12 protein-coding genes and 1 tRNA gene are annotated in these 17488 nt (G+C 18.7%); 8 read left to right on the top strand and 5 right to left on the bottom strand.

Features of this window, described 5'->3' with window-relative positions:
* Positions 1-94: 94 nt before the first annotated feature.
* The 4 genes from DH96_RS00555 to DH96_RS02225 all read right to left on the bottom strand — a co-directional run bounded on the left by DH96_RS00555 (position 95) and on the right by DH96_RS02225 (position 5155).
* Positions 95-802 (bottom strand): hypothetical protein, encoded by a 708-nt coding sequence (locus DH96_RS00555; RefSeq protein WP_066539958.1) that lies wholly within the window; start codon positions 800-802, stop codon positions 95-97.
* A gap of 801 nt (positions 803-1603) precedes the next feature.
* Positions 1604-2401, bottom strand: a complete 798-nt coding sequence (locus DH96_RS00550; RefSeq protein WP_066539956.1) for a hypothetical protein — start codon at positions 2399-2401, stop codon at positions 1604-1606.
* A 612-nt stretch (positions 2402-3013) separates the two neighbouring features.
* Entirely contained in the window at positions 3014-3988 is a 975-nt protein-coding gene (locus tag DH96_RS00545; RefSeq protein ID WP_111961280.1) for a hypothetical protein, read from the bottom strand.
* A 1017-nt stretch (positions 3989-5005) separates the two neighbouring features.
* Positions 5006-5155 carry a hypothetical protein gene (locus DH96_RS02225; RefSeq protein WP_235590197.1) on the bottom strand — a complete coding sequence of 50 codons (150 nt, stop codon included), beginning with the start codon at positions 5153-5155 and terminating at the stop codon, positions 5006-5008.
* Between DH96_RS02225 and DH96_RS00540 the strand changes: the two genes are divergently transcribed.
* From DH96_RS00540 to DH96_RS00525, 4 genes are all read left to right on the top strand, one after another.
* Complete coding sequence (locus DH96_RS00540) at positions 5088-5810, top strand: HAD hydrolase family protein (protein ID WP_320408830.1); 723 nt, start codon at positions 5088-5090, stop codon at positions 5808-5810. The genes DH96_RS02225 and DH96_RS00540 overlap by 68 nt on opposite strands.
* Positions 5811-5938: 128 nt before the next feature.
* A complete protein-coding gene (locus tag DH96_RS00535) occupies positions 5939-6580 on the top strand; it encodes a DUF4194 domain-containing protein (RefSeq protein ID WP_066539948.1) in 642 nt (213 codons plus the stop codon).
* Between the two features lie 3 nt (positions 6581-6583).
* Positions 6584-9856, top strand: a complete 3273-nt coding sequence (locus DH96_RS00530) for an ATP-binding protein (protein ID WP_066539947.1) — start codon at positions 6584-6586, stop codon at positions 9854-9856.
* Positions 9857-10006: 150 nt separating this feature from the next.
* A tRNA-Ser gene (locus DH96_RS00525) sits at positions 10007-10097 on the top strand.
* 165 nt (positions 10098-10262) lie between these two features.
* Here the strand turns inward: DH96_RS00525 and DH96_RS00520 are convergent.
* A complete protein-coding gene (locus DH96_RS00520; RefSeq protein WP_066539946.1) occupies positions 10263-11246 on the bottom strand; it encodes a hypothetical protein in 984 nt (327 codons plus the stop codon).
* A 412-nt stretch (positions 11247-11658) separates the two neighbouring features.
* Here DH96_RS00520 and DH96_RS00515 point away from each other — a divergent pair, with 412 nt between their 5' ends.
* The 4 genes from DH96_RS00515 (at position 11659) to DH96_RS00500 (ending at position 17471) form a co-directional block, all read left to right on the top strand.
* The gene (locus tag DH96_RS00515; protein WP_066540001.1) at positions 11659-11934 is read left to right on the top strand and encodes a co-chaperone GroES; all 276 of its coding nucleotides are present in this window, start codon (positions 11659-11661) and stop codon (positions 11932-11934) included.
* Between the two features lie 151 nt (positions 11935-12085).
* The gene (gene groL / locus DH96_RS00510; protein WP_066539945.1) at positions 12086-13702 is read left to right on the top strand and encodes a chaperonin GroEL; all 1617 of its coding nucleotides are present in this window, start codon (positions 12086-12088) and stop codon (positions 13700-13702) included.
* Between the two features lie 254 nt (positions 13703-13956).
* The gene (locus DH96_RS00505) at positions 13957-15702 is read left to right on the top strand and encodes an ABC transporter ATP-binding protein (protein ID WP_066539941.1); all 1746 of its coding nucleotides are present in this window, start codon (positions 13957-13959) and stop codon (positions 15700-15702) included.
* Entirely contained in the window at positions 15699-17471 is a 1773-nt protein-coding gene (locus DH96_RS00500; RefSeq protein WP_066539994.1) for an ABC transporter ATP-binding protein, read from the top strand. The genes DH96_RS00505 and DH96_RS00500 overlap by 4 nt, the downstream gene beginning before the upstream one ends.
* The last annotated feature ends 17 nt before the right edge of the window (positions 17472-17488 follow it).

Raw genomic sequence — 17488 nt, 5'->3', positions numbered from 1 at the left:
CTCCAAAAAAATATTTATAATTAAAAATTTGAATTTTAAAATTAATAAAAAATTAAGTTTATAAAAAATTTTTATTCTCCTATTTCAATTTATTTTAAAAATAGTATTTATTATAATTAAACTTTTCGGTATAAACACTTAAAATATTACGAACTGGATTAAAATGAAGATAATATTTTTTTGTTAAAATTATATTTGTATCTCGATCATAATAAGGTAAATTGGCGTTTCCTAAAAAGAAATCAACATCTTTTGCTAACAAATATTTAGGACCTTTAAAAGTAAAAGTTAAATAATAATTGTCTTTAGTAAGAGAAACAGAATCATTATTAACTTTAAAATTCTCAATAAAAGGATATAATACAGATTTTTCAGATTTGATAAAAGTAATATCATCAAATGCAGGAACTCCAATTTCCGTATTTCCCCATTCTTTAAAAGTTTTTTGTAAAAATCCTAATATATCTTTAGGTTCTTTTTGCATTTCTATTTTATGTTGGTAAAAAGAAATTAAAGATGAATTTTGATTTCGAATAGGTTTATTCTTTTCTTTTTGTAATTCTTTTTTATAATAATAAAATCCGTTTAATCCATAAAAAATATATTCTTTATGAATATTTTTCCATTTTTCTTTTCCAAGAATTTTTATTTCTTTCATTTTAGGTGCTGGAATTGATGAAGAAAAATTAATTTCTTCAATAAATTTTTTTTTATTTTGAAATATTTTACTTAACACTAAAAATAAAAACATAATCAAAACAATAAATATCCATTTTTTTTTAAAAAATGATTTTAAAAACATTTTGGATTATAACACTCCTTATTTTTTTCAAACTAATCTTATTTTAAAATAAAAATAGACAAAAAAAATTTATTATTAAGTTATTATAAATTTTTAATAAAAAAAAATTAATTTTGATTTTATTTTTATAGATAATCTCCTCTAAATAACATTTTTTGAATTTTTATTAATTACATACTATATTTTATTAATATTTCGTTATTCTTAATAAGAATAATTAAAAAAATTTTAATAATCCAAAAATTTATAACTTTAAAAAAATATATTTTTTTAAAGTTATTTACTATTATATTTTTCATTTAAAAAATAATTAATAATATTTGCTAAAAAATTTAAATAATAATAGAATTAAAAAATTAAGATATTTTATATAATAAAAATATAATTTTTTAAATTTAAACTAACTTTTTTTATAAAAAATTTTATTTCCATTAAAAAAAATAAATAATTATATCTTAATTAATTAAATAAGAATTTAATAATTAATCATATCATATTTTGTTAAAATAAAAATAAAATTATAACAAATTTATAATGTAATTTTTATTTTTTAATAATAATTTACTTTTTAATATTATAGAAGATAATTTATAAGCAATAGATAAATTTAAAATAAAATTAAAAAAGATATAAAATTTTTTTTCTAAAAAGAAAAATAAGAGAATTTTTTATTATTAAAAAATAAAAATTAAATAAAAAAATAATAAAAATATCAAATTTTGATTATGTAATTAAATAAAAAATATTTTATTTTAAAAAATTAATTAAATAATGCTAAAAAATCATAAAATTATTATTAAACTAAGATATTTGTTTGAAAAAATCTATTTTTGTATCTAATGAAAAATCTATTTTAAAAGAATAACAATTTAATTCTGTAAATCCATGTTTATATAAAATAAAAGATAAATATAAACCATCACTTTTTTCTTGTATATCGAAATCTAAAAAAATTTGAAATAAATTATTTGAATTAATACGGTGAACATCTAATGATAAAGTATCTTCTACGAAATTTTTAGTATCATAACTATTACAATAAATTTCAATTCTTTCATTATCTTTAATAAAAAAAATATTATTTTCTTCTTTTATTTTATCATTTAAACTTATATAGAAAAAACGTCTAAAAGAAGGTATATATATAATATTTCCTTTTGGATCTATTTCAGAAGAATAATTAACATAAAGTACATGTGCATCTTTTTCATTTTGAGAATATATATACCATAAAAATTTTAATCTAATAAAAAAGTAAATATAAAAACCAGAAAATTTTTCTTTAAAGTCTTTTAATGAATGAACATCTAATTGATCATTTAATTTAATACTAAATTTTTTTAATATACTATTAGCATAATCTATGTGATTACAAGCATTATTAAATTGAAATATTTCTGATGTTTGTAATATATTATCTAATTTAAAACTAATTAAATTATCAACTTCTTGACTAGTTTTAGATTCAGACGGTTCGCCTGTTTCCATCATAGCTATTGCAAAATTCCTTTTAAAAATAAAAAAAAACAATAAAATTAATATAAAAAAAAATTTATTTTTTTTAAATTTAATAAAATTATTCATTTTTTTAATTAACATAAAAATTAAAACAAATTTCCTTTTCTGTTTTTTTAATTATAAAATTTTTAATTAAACAATTTTTTTATTTTAAAATAAATATTCTAATAAAAAAATTAAAAAATATTTATTTAAAAAATTCTCTATAAAAAAATTTCAACATAATTATAAAATAATTAAAAAATATATCAAATTATTTTATACAAAAATAATTTAAAAATAATTTTATTTTAATTTTTAATAAAAAAATAACTAAAAAAAATTAATAAATTTCTAAATAAACATAAATAATTTAATTTTAAATAAAAAAAATTCTTCTCCTAACTATATAGACAAAAATGTTAAATTTCTAATTTTAATTTCTAATGTATTTAATTCTTAAAAAATAAAATAGTAAAAATATTTAAAATTAAATAAATTTTTAAAAAATAAATGATTTCAAAATTTTATTATTATTAATAATAATAAACAAAATTCTGATTAATATACAAAATCAGAAGTTAGAAGAAGAATATTAAACTTTATACATAAAATATAATTCATTTTATAAAAAATATTAATAAATTGTAATTCTTTCGAAAATAATATAACTAACTATATCAAATATTTTCTTTAATATTATGAAAATAAATTTTATGGACTATTCTTAAAAATAGAAAATTTTGTTTGACCATAAGCTTTAATAATTTGATTATCTTCATAAATATTATATACATCTGAAATATCAAAATCATCCTTAATATCTGCTAACTCAATTTGTCCTTGTTTAAAGTCGTTAGCTGTAAAGCCAGCTTGTTTTAATGAAGGTACTTTGTATTTTTGTACTATCTCTGAAGTTAAAGGGACCTGAGCTGTTTTTAAAGCTGTGGCAGTGTAAAGTTTTGCCACTTCATCCAGCGTATAAGCTGTAATCATCTCTGTAGAAACTGACACATTGTCGTTTTTTAAATCTGTTAAAGTAACCTGTGCATCTGCTAATTCTTGCATAGTATATTTTTGAGCTAACTTGTTTTTCGCATAATGATTTTTAAGTACACTTAGCGGAACATCATCGTTAATATCGTTTAAAGGAATATTCGATTGTTGGAATTCGCTAATTGTAAAACAACCACTTTCCAGAAGTTCTTTATTGGTAAAACCTGCTGTTTTAATATTTTCCAAAGAAAAACCCTGTTTTTTAAAATCTTTAGCTGTATAGGAAGAACCTTTAAATAATGTAACTTTGTTATTTATATCTACTTCTTTAAACTTGATACCTTTGGGATCGAATTCCTCGATAGAACCATCTTTGAATTCTCTTTTAATGATATTACCATCATTTTTTAAACTATAATATTCTTTTGTACCATCCTCTTGAACTATTTCTTTTGGATATTTGGTTAATATTTCATTTTCATTTTGTAATTGAATATTTTTTTCTTCTATTGGTTTAACTTTTTTGTTTAATAATGATGAAAAATGAATATTTTTTCGTATTTCTAATTCTTCAGTTCGAACATGATACTTGTTGACAAATATATTTAATATTATTATCGAAAGTATAAAAGTAATTACTTTTATAAAAACTCCTTTTAGATTTATTATTGGTTTATTTGAATTTAAAGTCATTATATTTTTTTCACTTTCTTAAAGTTTATATTTAACATTTTATTAACATTTGAAACACTATTTTATAACTAATAAAAAATAATCAAAATAAGAATAAATGTAAAATTAATCATTAAAAAAGGAATATATTTTTTTTATACAACATAAAGCAAATTATTTAATCAAATAACAAATAACAAGTTAATTAAATAGTAAGTAACAAGTTCATAATATGCTTATTATCAGTAAAATTATTAAAAATATATCCCAAATAATTAATTAGTTTTGATATTTAAAAATATTTCAGAAAATATAAATAATAAATTATGTTTTAAAAAATTTTAAAATTTATATTTTAAAATTTATGAAAAAATAAAATATTTTAATCTATTAAAAAAAATCATAACTTTGAATTATAACATAATATTTCATTTATTTAATAACTAGTTTTAGCTTAAAAAAATAATGTTCAAAAATAATAAGATATAAAAAACAAAAAAATAATTATGACTTATAAAAAAGTCAACAAAATTAAACATTAATAACAAGAAAAAAGTTTAATTTAAATATTTCAATATTTTTTATTTTATTAAGTTATTATTTTATAATTTTTATCAAATAGTAAAATATTTACTAAATCATTAATCTTAGAATTAAAGTTAATTTGAAAATCTTCAAAAACTTTTAAAAATTTTCTTTTATTTTATAACTAAGAAAAGTATGTTAATAAAATTTACTACATGGTTAAATATAAAAATTTAATATAAAAAAATCACATAATTCTTAATAATTGTTTTTTAAACTATTTAATTAATTTTAAAATGACTATTAAATTAAAATAATTTTTTTATTTTAAAATGTTTTGTGATTATTTTTATGTTTTTTGAATATTTTAAAGATATTTTTAAAATATTAACTTTTAAAATAGATTTCAACATAGTTTATTGTTATAATTAAATTAATGCTTAATTTTTATTAAAATTTTGATTGAAAAATAAAATTTAAAATTATAGAATAAAAAGTAAAGATTAGAAAATATTATAAAAGGAGGTTTTGAGCAATAAACAAAAGAATATTTTTTTTTGATATTGACGAAACTTTATATAGCAATAACAAAAAAATAATTTTACCGCAAACAGAAAAACTTATTTTAGAACTATCTAAACAACCTAATACAATTTTAGGCATAGCAACGGGTAGAAATTATAGAAATTTAAATGTAATAAAAAAAATTTCCCCTTTTTTTAAATATTTTGTATTATCAAATGGAGCTGTAACTTTTAAAAATAATCAAATGATTGATGAAAATCCTATTCCTAAAAAAAAAATTATAGAATTAATAGATAAAATTATCTCCTATAAAATAGTTATAGCTAGCATAGGAAAAGATAAAGAAGCTTTGTTTCATAATGGAAATGTAGAAAATTTACCATTTATAGAAAAATGGAATAAAATAATAAATTCACCTATAGATAATCAATTTCATTTAAAAGAAAAAATTTATATGATAAATGTTTTTGGCATAGATGCAACAAAAGTAAAAAAATTATTAATTGATTTAAATTATTTTAATGGATATTATTGGGAAAAACATATAGATTTAACATTAAAAAATATTAACAAATTTTTTAGCATTAAAAAAATTAAAGAAAAATATCCAGAACATAAATTAATTTGTGTAGGAGATGGATGTAATGACAAAGAAATGTTACAAGAAGCAGATATTTCTATTGTTATGGGTAATAGTAGATATGATTTTTTAAAAAAAAATTCTCATTTTGTCACTCCTCATATAGAAGAAAATCAAATTTTTAATTTTTTTCAAGAAAATAATTTAGTTTAGATAAAATTTAACAAATGATAATCTTAATAAATTGTATAAATTATTATTTTTTTAAGTTATTAATTTTAACTTAAACAAATATTCAACCAAACAATTACTTATATTTTCGAAAAAGGAAAAAATATATTTTGAATAGTTTAGAAAAAAAAGATTTTTCATATACATTCGTTGAAAAATTTGAAAAACTCAAAGAACAAGAAAAAAAAAATTTTTCAAGAGTAGTTAATAAATTATTGCAGGTTAATTTTATAACTATTAAAAAACAAAAGGACTTCAATGATTATAATTTTATTATTTTATACAAAGATATTTTTGATTTTTTTTTTCAATTAGCAGATTTTGAACTAAAAATAAAATATGATAATGAAGTAATTTTTATTAAAAGTAAACAAAATTTTAATAAATTAAAACTTAATAAAGAAGAAAGTTTAATACTATTAGTTATATGTATCTTATTTTATCAAAAAAAAGAATTTAATACTAATAACTCTATTATAGAAATTTATCTACAAGACATTTATAAAGAATTAGGTAATATTGGTTATACAGAAGTTAAAAAAATGAATAAAGAAAAAATGAAAAAAAATCTAATGTTGCTTAGTAGATATAATATTATAGATTTTTCAGATATTCATACTATTAATAATGATGATATTTCTAATAATTTAATCATCAAAATATATCCAACTATAATTTATGTTATAGATCTTGAAATGGCTAAACAATATCAAAAATTATTAAATTTAAATACAAACAAAGAATATGAATAAAAAATGAAAAAATTAACCAAAATACAATTAATTAACTGGCATTTATTTTCTTCTCAAACCATAGATATTCAAGAAAATACTTTGATTTCTGGAGAAAATGGTGCCGGTAAATCAACTCTTTTAGATGCTTTGCAATATGTTTTAATAGGAGGAAAATTTGGTACTAAATTTAATATAGCAGCTAATGAAAACGCTAAACGTTCTTTAGAAAGTTATATAAAAGGAAAAATAGGAGCAGAAAATAAAGAATTTTTAAGAAATCAAGATATTATCTCACATATTGCTTTAGAATTTTACAGCGAACAAGAAAAAAAAAATACTATTTTAGGTTGTATATTAGAATTACCATATAAAGGCATTTTAAAAGAAAAATTTTATATTTTTGATCATATAAAGTTAGAAGAAAATATTTTTATTGATAATAACAAACCTAAAAATATTCAACAAATTCGTAATTTTTTTAGAACAAAAAATTATAATTTTGATTTTTTTGATACTAAAAAAAATTATCAGAAAGCTATAGAAAAATTTCTAAATATAAATATTCAAAAATATATCAAAATTCTCCCCAAAGCTTTATCTTTTAAACCTTTGAACTTACAAAACTTTGTATTCGAATTTCTTTTAGAAGAAAGTCCTATTAATATTATAAGTTTAAAAAATAGTGTTCAACAATTAAAAAAAATAGAAAAACAAATAGAATTAGAAAAAATAAAATTAGAAAAATTAAAAGAAATTATCGAATGTGATAAAAAAATCAAATTATTAAAAAATCAAATAAACATTAATAACTACATTAAACAAATGATTTTCATAGAAAAATTAAAAGAAAATTTACAAAAAAGTCAAAACCAAAAACAATATCTACAAAATGAGATAAAAGAATTATTTTTGCAAAAAAAACAAATAAATTTATATTTAGAACAAATAGATGAAAAAATATTAAAATTAAAAATGTCAGAAAATCCAAAAAATTTAAATATTTTTTTTTATTCTTTGCAAAAAAATATTATTGAAAAACAAAATATTATCCAAAACTTAAAAAATAAAATAACAATATTTAACCAAAATTTACAAAAAGAATTGACTATTTTAGAAAAATTTATTCAATTAAAAAATGAATTTAGTTTAATAAAAAATATTGAAAAAATAAGTTTTTTTTTAAAAAATAAAATAGATAAAAATACTTTATCATTGCAAAAAGATATTACTGAAATATCAGATTTTTTATCAAAAGAAAGAATTTCTATTAATATTGAAATTAATAACATTGAAAAAAACATAGTACAATTAAAAAAAGAAATTTATCAAAAAAAATATAATTTAGAAATGATAAATAATATTTTACCTAATTACAATCAGAATATTATTAAACTAATAGCACTTATCAAAGAACAATTATCATCTGAAGACAAAAAAGAAGTACCAATTTATCCTTTTTGTGAATTAATCGAAATTAAAGAAGAAATATGGAGAAACGCAATAGAAGGATTCTTAGGTAAAAGAAAATTTAATTTAATTATTGATTCTCGTTTTTTTGCTAAATCTTTAAAAATATATGAAAAATTTAAATTAACTGAAAAAATTTATGATGTAGGTTTAGTTAATGTAGATAAAATTCCTTGTATAGAAGAAAATGAAAAAAGTTTATCATCTAAAATTAAAACAGATAATAAATATGCTTTAAAATATGCAAGATTATTATTAGCTAATATAATATGTGAATTAAATATTGAAAATCTTCCAAATCATAAAACTGCTATAACACCCAGTGGCATGATTTATAGTAATTTTACAGCTAAACAATTAAATCCTAAAACATTTAAAATTCCCTTTATAGGTATTAATTCTAAAAAAATAAGAAAAGAAATTTTATTAGAAGAAATATATGATTTAAAACAAAAACTTTGGAACCAAAAAGAATTATTACAAAAAAAAGAGGAGTTATTATCAATATTAAATCAAAATAACTTATTTTCTTTTTCGATTCAAGATTATGTTTTATGGAAAAAACAATTAGATGAACATTTATCAGAATTCAACAAAATAAAAGAAAAAAAAGAAAAAATTAAAAATAATCCTCATTTAATAAATTTAGAACAAAATTTGAAAGAACAACAAGACGAAAAAGTGCAAAAAACAAAAAAAATGGATAATATTTTATTTAACATTGCTGAAAAAACAAATCATATTAATATATTAAAAACAAAAATAATATCCATTGAAGAAGAATTATTAAAAATTCAAAAAGAATTACAAAATAACGAAAATAAAGTTAATATAAACTTGGAAGCGATTCAAATACAATTTAATAACTATTTAGTTAAATTCAAAAATAATTATGATATTATTTCTTCTCATGTAAAAGAAAGTACTATTCAAATAGAAAAACAAAAAAATAAACAAAAAATAAAAATCATGACTCTAATGAATACATATATAACAAATCATAATCTCGTTAATATATCATTAGAAACAAACAATATTAATTTCTTTCTCAAAGAGTATCATCTTATTAATATTAAAAATTTAGTCAATTATGAACAAGAAGCAAAAGAATTAAGTGTAAAAATAGAAATTATTTTCAAAGAAGAATTTGTCAATAAATTAAAAGAAAGTTTAGAAAATGCAAAACAACAAATTAAAAAACTAAACAAAATTTTAAAAAATAAACCTTTCGGAAATGACTATTATCAAATAATTACAAAACCATCTGAAAATTTAGAATATAATAGATATTATTCTATTTTTAAAGAAAACAATAATAATCAAACTCAAAATAATTTAATAATAGAAAACATAAATAATTATAAAAATATTTTATTAGATGAATTATTCAAAAAAATAATGTCTTTTAATAAAGAATACGAAGCATTAACATATGAATTTTTAGACTATAGAAATTATCTAAACTATGATATTCAAATCCAAGATAAAAATGGCAATATATCCTTCTTTTCGAAAGTTTTTAGAGAAAAATCTGGAGGAGAAACTCAAGTTCCTTTTTATATTATAATTGCTATTTGTTTTGAACAATTATTATTTGAAAATGATTTAGAAAAAGGATGTTTAGTATTATTCGATGAAGCTTTTAATAATATGGATGAAAACAGAATAGAAGCAATGATGTCTTTTTTTAATGAATTAAAAATTCAATTTATTATTGCTGTTCCTCCGCAAAGAATTATAAATATTTTACCTTATGTAACTACTAACTTAGTCATTATTAAGGAAAATCATTATGCTACAATAGAAAATTTTACAATAGATAAATAAAAAATTTTCATTCAAAAAAAAATTATCTTTTTTCTTATATATTTTTTATTATAAAATTAAAAATTTATTTAACTTCTGCTAATCAAAAAAATATAATAATTGTTATAATAAAGTGAAAAACATAATTTTTCAAAAAAGTTTAATTAAAAAGGAGTAGTACTCAAGTGGTTAAAGAGGCGTCCCTGCTAAGGACGTAGTCCAAAAATTTGGTGCAAGGGTTCGAATCCCTTCTACTCCGCCAAATTAAAAAATACAAAATAGAAAATATAAAAAATACAAAACAAAATTATATATTTAAATATATAATTCTAATCTAAAATTATAAAATAAAAAAAAGAATGTTACGTTAAAAAAAACATTCTTTTTTTATTTTTTTATATATTAAAAAAATTCAAAATTCTTTATTTTAAATTTTTTTTTTACGAAACTTTTTTTTAGAAAAATAATGTAATACTATAAACAAAATAAAAGTAAAAATAACAAAAATTAAAAAGACAAAAAACAAAACAAAATGTTCTTCTTCTTGAAAATTTTTTAATAAAATATCATCAGAAGAATTATTATCTTTATCTGGAATATTAGAGGAAGGAGGAATACTTATAGATGCAATTATATCTTGATATTGATTATTTAAATTTGTAAAAATAACTACTTGATCGTAAATTTTTATTTTTTGATTAAATTCTACTAAAATTTTATCAATACATGTTTGTAAATCTGTTATTATTTGATCATTATTATGTAAATCAATAAATATTTCCGTTTTTAATTCACTTTTTATATTTGTACATAAATCAATAAAATCTTGTTTTAATTGACTTATTTCTTTAATTTTCGTTTCTAGATTAATAATATTTGTTTGAATCATTCTAAAATCAGTCTGTTCTAACAAAATTGATGATTGATTTTGAAATACTCCCAATACTAAAATCATTTCTTTTTTAACATCATTAATTCTAACTAATAAATTTTCTAATTGATTAAATTTTCTCATAATATCATCACTATATTTAGCAAATGACGATTGATTTATGATTTTTCTAGTTTCCAAAATAATATCTTCAAAAATCGACTCTTTTAAATACATGTCTATATTATGTAATAATAAATTTTGTTTACATAAATTCAAGAATTCTTCTTTTTTACTAAAAATATCTTTTTTTAATACAACAATTTTATTTTTTAACAAAATGTCGTCTGAAGATAAATTTTTTTTATTGTTTAATAAAATAAGTACTTCTTCTAATTCTTGTTCGATTGTCTGTTTATTTGCTGCTAAAATAAAAAAATCTTGATTCTTGAATAAAAAAATATTTAACAAAAAACAAAATAAAAAAATAAAAAAAATAAATTTCATTAAATTTTTTTCTTTTTTTAATTTTTTTAACAAAATTTTAACCCCTTTAAACTAAAAATTAAAAAATATTAAAATCCAAAAAATTTTTTTATAAATTGTATACACGCGGAGTATAACACAAAAAATAAAAAAATTAAATTTTAAAAAACAATATTAATTTTTAATAAAAAAATTTTTTTAAAAAAATAAAAAATCCAAAATAAAAATTTATTACAAAATTTATGTCTTATTATTATTTTTTTTATGATCAAAATAATGTAAAAGAATTATTTATGATCTATTTAGTCTAAAAAATATGATTAAAATTATTTAAATTTATGTATAATATATTATGTGTATCCTTAGTATTAGCAATCGAGTAGCTCAATTGCAAATATACACTATGAAACGTAAAAATAAATTAATATATTTTAAAATAATTAATATATATTCAAAAAAGAAAGGGATGATTGCTTTGTTAATAAAACCATTAAATGATTATGTTGTTTTAAAATATAAAAAAGTAGAAAATATAGATAAAAGCGGAATTATTCTAGGACTGGACAATAATAAAAAAGAAGAATCTATAGGGATTGTTTTAAATTTTGGTCCTAAGATAAAGGAATTAAAAGAAAACGATGAAGTTGTTTATAAAAATTATTCTGGAACTAAGTTTAAAATAAAAGATGAAGAATATTTAATAATTAAATATGAAGATATTTTAGCTATTCTAGAAAAGTAACTTTCATTATATAGTAAAATTTTTTATAAAAAAAATAATTTAATTTTAAAATATATTAAAGTTTAATTATTTTAAAAATTTAAAAAATCTATTTTATCAAAATTTATAAAAATAATGAGATAAACAATTAAAAATAAGGAGATGAAAAAATATGGCTAAACAAATTATTTTTGGTAAAGAAGCTAGAAAAGAAATTTTAAAAGGAATAGATATACTAGCTAATACAGTAGGAATAACATTAGGTCCTAAGGGTAGTAACGTTATTTTAGAAAAAAATTTTGAAAATCCTTCTATTATTAATGATGGTGTTTCGATAGCTAAAGAAATAGAATTAAAAAATCCTTATCAAAATATGGGTGCCAAATTAATTTACGAGGCAGCAAGCAGAACTAATGATAACGCAGGTGATGGTACAACTACAGCAACTGTTTTAGCACAAAAAATGATTCATAAAGGATTTAAATATATTAATTCCGGCGCTAAATCAATATCAGTAAAAGAAGGTATTTTAAAAGCATCAAAGGCAGTATGTGAAGAATTAATAAAAAAATCTAAATCAGTTACAACACAAGATGAAATTGAAAATATAGCAACTATTTCTTCAGGTGATAAAGAAATAGGTAAAATGATTGCTGATGCCATGAAAAAAGTAACTAAAAACGGTGTTATTAATGTTGATGAATCTAAAGGATTTGAAACTGAGTTAGAAGTAGTGCAAGGAATGCAATATGACAAAGGTTATGTTTCACCTCATTTTGTAACTAATAAAGAAAATATGTCAGTAGAATTAGAACAAACTTCTGTTTTAGTAACTGATCATAAAATCAATAATATTCATGAAATACGTCCTTTATTAGAAGATATAATCAAAAATTCAACTCCTTTGCTTATTATTGCGGATTCATTTGAAAATGATTTAATTAGTACTTTAATATTTAATAAAATCAGTGGAGTGTTTAATGTAGTAGCTACCAATGCTCCAGGTTTCGGTGATAATCAAAAAGAATTATTACAAGATATCGCTATTTTAACAAAAGCTACTTTTATATCAAAAGATTTAAACATGAAATTAAAAGATGTTAAATCAGAACATTTAGGAAAAATAAGCAAAGCTATTATTAAAAAAGATAATACTATCTTAATTAGTGATAATAAAAATGAACAACAAATCCAAGACAGAATTCAAGAAATAAAAGGCCAAATTAAACAAAACAATAATGATCCAGAAAACAAAATTTTAAAAGAACGTTTAGCTAAATTATCAGGAGGAATCGCTGTTATTAAAGTAGGAGCTTCGACAGAAACTGAATTAAAAGAAAAAAAATTAAGAATAGAAGATGCTTTAAACGCAACTCAAGCAGCTATTACAGAAGGTATCGTTGTAGGTGGAGGTAAAGCTTTAGTTGAAATTTATAAAATTTTAAAAGAAAAATTGAAAGATTCTAATCATGATGTACAAAAAGGTATTAATATAGTATTAAATAGTTTATTAGTTCCCACTTATCAAATTGCTGAAAATGCAGGATTTGATGGGGAAACAATTCTTCAAAAACAACTAAAACAAAAAGAAAATTTTGGTTTTAATGCTGAAAAAGGAGAATATGTAAATTTAATCGAAGAAGGGATTATAGACCCAACTAAGGTAACTAGACAAGCGGTAGTTAATTCATCTTCTATAGCTTCTATTGTTATTACCACTGGTGCAGCAGTAGTATCGATTCCAGAAAAAAATAGTTCTGATTCTATAAATGATACCCCTAATTTATAACACTTTTTAATTATAAAATAAATTTATTAAAAAACTTTTGAAAATGATATTAAAAAAATATAAATTTAAAAAGTTTTTTATAAATTTTTTTTTTGTAATAACAAATTTATAAATTGATAAAAAAATGATAATATATTATTATAAAAAAATAATTAATAATATATTAAATTGTTTATTCTAATTTATTTTTAATTAAAAGAAATTCTCCATCTATTTTATTTTTTAGAGAAGAAAGAAATTTATTATTAAATTATATGAAAATGATTTTTAAATATTTTTTTAAATATAAAAAATTTGTTCTATTAAACATTATAGCTATTTTACTGATTTCTTGTGGAGAAATCTTAATACCCTACATAATAGGAAAATACGTTATTGATGATAATGCTAACTATATAAAAAATAATTTTTCTAAAATAATATTCATTTTATCTTCTTTAGTAATTTTAGCTTTTATTGGTTATTTATTGATTAATTTTTGTTCCGCCAAAATTTCATCCCTTATTTTTAAAGAATTAAGTAGTGAAATTTTTAGCAAAATACAAAAATTTTCAATTACACAAATGCATAATACTAGTATTTCTGTTCTTATGAATCGTAGCACTAATAATATTTATCAAATCATGAGCTTTATGACTACTTTTTATAAAGCGGCAGTCATTTCTCCTGTTATGTTAATTATTTCTTTAGTTTTAATTTATTTTATTTCTATTAAAATATGGTTTATTGTTTTTGCTACTATGCCTTTCTTTATATTAATGTTATTTTTTTTAGTTAAAAAAAATTATCATTTGTCAATAAAACAACAAAAAGAAGCAGAAAAAATCAACGCTATTATTCGAGAAAATATTATAGGCGTCAAAGTAATAAAAAGTTTAAATCAAGAAAAATATGAAGAAAATAAATTTCAAAAAGTAAATTCGAAATATAGCGATTTAATTATTAAATTTTTTACATCTATGGTTTCTATTGAACCATTATTTTATCTTCTATTAAATATTTCTATTATTTTAACAACAGGAACAGGAGCTATCTTAATTAAAGAAAATTTTTTAAATGGGACACAATTATTTAAATTAGGAGATCTTTATAACTGTTTAAATGCGCAATATCACGTTTTATTTTCAATTTTAAATTTTTTATTATTATTTATGATGTTTCCTAAAACCTTAATTTGTACTAAAAATATCGAAAAAATAATCAATATGAATACTGATATAGAAAATAACTCTCATAAAACTAAAATATTAAAAAAAATAAAAACAATAGAATTTAAAAATGTTGATTTTAAATATCCTAATTCTAATAAATTAATTTTAAAAAATATTAATTTTAAAGCTAATTTTTCAGAATTAATAGCTTTTGTTGGAGCGACTGGCTCAGGAAAAACTACTTTAATAAATTTAATACCACGTCTCATAGAACCAACTCAAGGTAAAATAAAAATTAATGGTATAAATATCATTAATTATAATATCCACAAATTAAGAGAAAAAATTGGATTTGTTCCGCAAAAAAATATTTTATTTAAAGGAACAATTTTCAGTAATTTATTGTTCGGCAAAGAAACAGCATCAGAAGAAGAAATGCTAGAAAAATCTAAAATAGCACAAGTATATGAATTTATCCAAAGCCAAAAAAACCAATTAAAAGAAAAAATTAGTGAATTAGGTTTAAATTTATCAGGAGGACAAAAACAAAGACTTTCTTTAACAAGAGCATTTTTGAAAAATCCTGATGTTTATATTTTTGATGACTCTTTTTCTGCTTTAGATTATAAAACAGATTTAGCGATTAGAAAAACTTTTTTCAAGCAAAAAAAAGATTCTATTGTGATAATTATCGCACAAAGATTAAATTCTATTTTAACAGCAGACCAAATAATAGTATTAGAAGATGGAAAAATCATAAATATAGGTAAACATGAAGAATTAATGAAAAAATGCAAAGTTTATCAAAATATTGCTTTTTCACAAAAAATAAAAGAGGTTTTACAATGAATCAAATTTTTTTTTATTTTTTAAAACCTTTTAAAAAAAAAATAATTATTAGTATTTTACTAGTTATTATTTTCGCTATTATAAGTTCTTACATACCTATTTTTGAAGGACGTTACATTATAGATTATATTAGAAATAACGCTCATTCTATAAATAATAGTATGTTTCAATATAAAAAAACTATTTTTATATATTTATTTTTCAATTTTATTTTATATATTATTTGCACAACAGGCAAATTTATTTATAACAAATTATTAATTTCATCAATTCATCAAGCTTTAGGGAATATTAGACAAAAACTTCATAAAAAAATTCATAAATTACCAATACAATATTTTGATAAAAATACTATAGGTAATATCATGAGTAGAATAAATACTGATATGGAAACAATATCCAATGGATTACAACAGACTTTTTCTTCTATTATTTCTTCTTTTTTTAGTTTAACAATAATAGTTAGTTTAATGTTATGGTTAAATTTACGTATAGGAATAATTGTATCTTTAATGATTCCTGCTTCTCTAACAACTATTTTTTTTATAAATAAAAAATCCCGTATACTTTTTATACAAAGATTCGAAAAAACAGGTGAGTATAATGGTTTTTTACAAGAAAAATATCTTGGTCATAAAGAAATAATTTTATATAATCAACAAAAAAATATTTTTAAAGAGTTTCAAAAACAAACTAATGATTTGTCTAATTTAATTTTTAAATCTAATTTATTAACTGGTTCAGCAATTTCTATCATTTACTTTTTCACTTATCTAATATTAGCTATAATGATCATTTTAGGATTTTTATTAATGAAAGAAAATTTAAACCCTTTTTTGTTAAAATTAGGTTTTACTACTATTCAATTTTCCACTTTTCAAATTTTTACTCAATATGTTTGGCGTTTATCTAATCCTATTAATGATTTAAGTCAAGCTTTTGTTATTTTACAATCTACAAAAGCTGCTGCTCATAGAATTTTCACATTTCTATCTGAATACGAAGAAGCAGAAGATAATATAATTACTTTAGATAAAGTAGAAGGATATGTTAAATTTCAAAATGTCAATTTCGGTTATGATTATCATAATCTTATTCTTAAAAATATTAACTTATCCATTGAAAAACATAAAATGATAGCTATTGTAGGACCTACTGGATCTGGAAAAACAACTATGATTAATTTATTAACCAGATTTTATAAAGCAAATGAAGGAAAAATTACTATTGATGGAAAAGATATAACTAAAATAAAAAACCAAAATTTAAGAAAAATTTTGGGAATAGTTTTTCAAGAAATTTGGTTATTTAACGGAACTATTTTAGAAAACATCAAATATGGCAGTATCAACGCTACAGAAAAAGAAGTTATAGAAGTGTCTAAAAAAACTGAATTACATAAATTTATCGTAAATAAAAAAGATGGTTATCAAACTATAATTAAAGAAGGAGCTGAAAATTTATCACAAGGAGAAAAACAATTAATTACTATAACACGTATTTTATTACGTAACCCTTCTATTCTAATTTTAGATGAAGCTACTTCAACTATTGATACACAAATGGAATTAGTTATTCAAAATTCTATTCAAAAATTATTTAAAAATAGGACTTCTTTTATTATTGCTCATCGTTTATCGACTATTATTAACGCTGATGTTATTATTGTTTTACAAAATGGTGTAATTATTGAAAAAGGAAAACATACGGAACTATTAAAACAAAAAGGATTTTATTATAATCTTTTTGAAAGTCAATTTGAAAAATAAAAATTAATAAAAAATAT

It is taken from the genome of Candidatus Phytoplasma oryzae (assembly GCF_003263355.1).
Lineage (GTDB): Bacteria > Bacillota_I > Bacilli_A > Acholeplasmatales > Acholeplasmataceae > Phytoplasma > Phytoplasma oryzae_B.
The sequence above is the reverse complement of the archived record's forward strand: the minus strand, read 5'-3'. Positions and strand labels throughout refer to the sequence as shown.

Excerpts from the sequence above, each read along its gene's own strand:
- DH96_RS00555 (WP_066539958.1), bottom strand. The coding sequence starts at position 802 with ATGTTTTTAAAATCATTTTTTAAAAAAAAATGGATATTTATTGTTTTG.
- DH96_RS00550 (WP_066539956.1), bottom strand. The coding sequence starts at position 2,401 with ATGTTAATTAAAAAAATGAATAATTTTATTAAATTTAAAAAAAATAAA.
- DH96_RS00545 (WP_111961280.1), bottom strand. The coding sequence starts at position 3,988 with ATGACTTTAAATTCAAATAAACCAATAATAAATCTAAAAGGAGTTTTT.
- DH96_RS02225 (WP_235590197.1), bottom strand. The coding sequence starts at position 5,155 with ATGCCTAAAATTGTATTAGGTTGTTTAGATAGTTCTAAAATAAGTTTT.
- DH96_RS00530 (WP_066539947.1), top strand. The coding sequence starts at position 6,584 with ATGAAAAAATTAACCAAAATACAATTAATTAACTGGCATTTATTTTCT.
- DH96_RS00515 (WP_066540001.1), top strand. The coding sequence starts at position 11,659 with ATGATTGCTTTGTTAATAAAACCATTAAATGATTATGTTGTTTTAAAA.
- groL (WP_066539945.1), top strand. The coding sequence starts at position 12,086 with ATGGCTAAACAAATTATTTTTGGTAAAGAAGCTAGAAAAGAAATTTTA.
- DH96_RS00505 (WP_066539941.1), top strand. The coding sequence starts at position 13,957 with ATGAAAATGATTTTTAAATATTTTTTTAAATATAAAAAATTTGTTCTA.
- DH96_RS00500 (WP_066539994.1), top strand. The coding sequence starts at position 15,699 with ATGAATCAAATTTTTTTTTATTTTTTAAAACCTTTTAAAAAAAAAATA.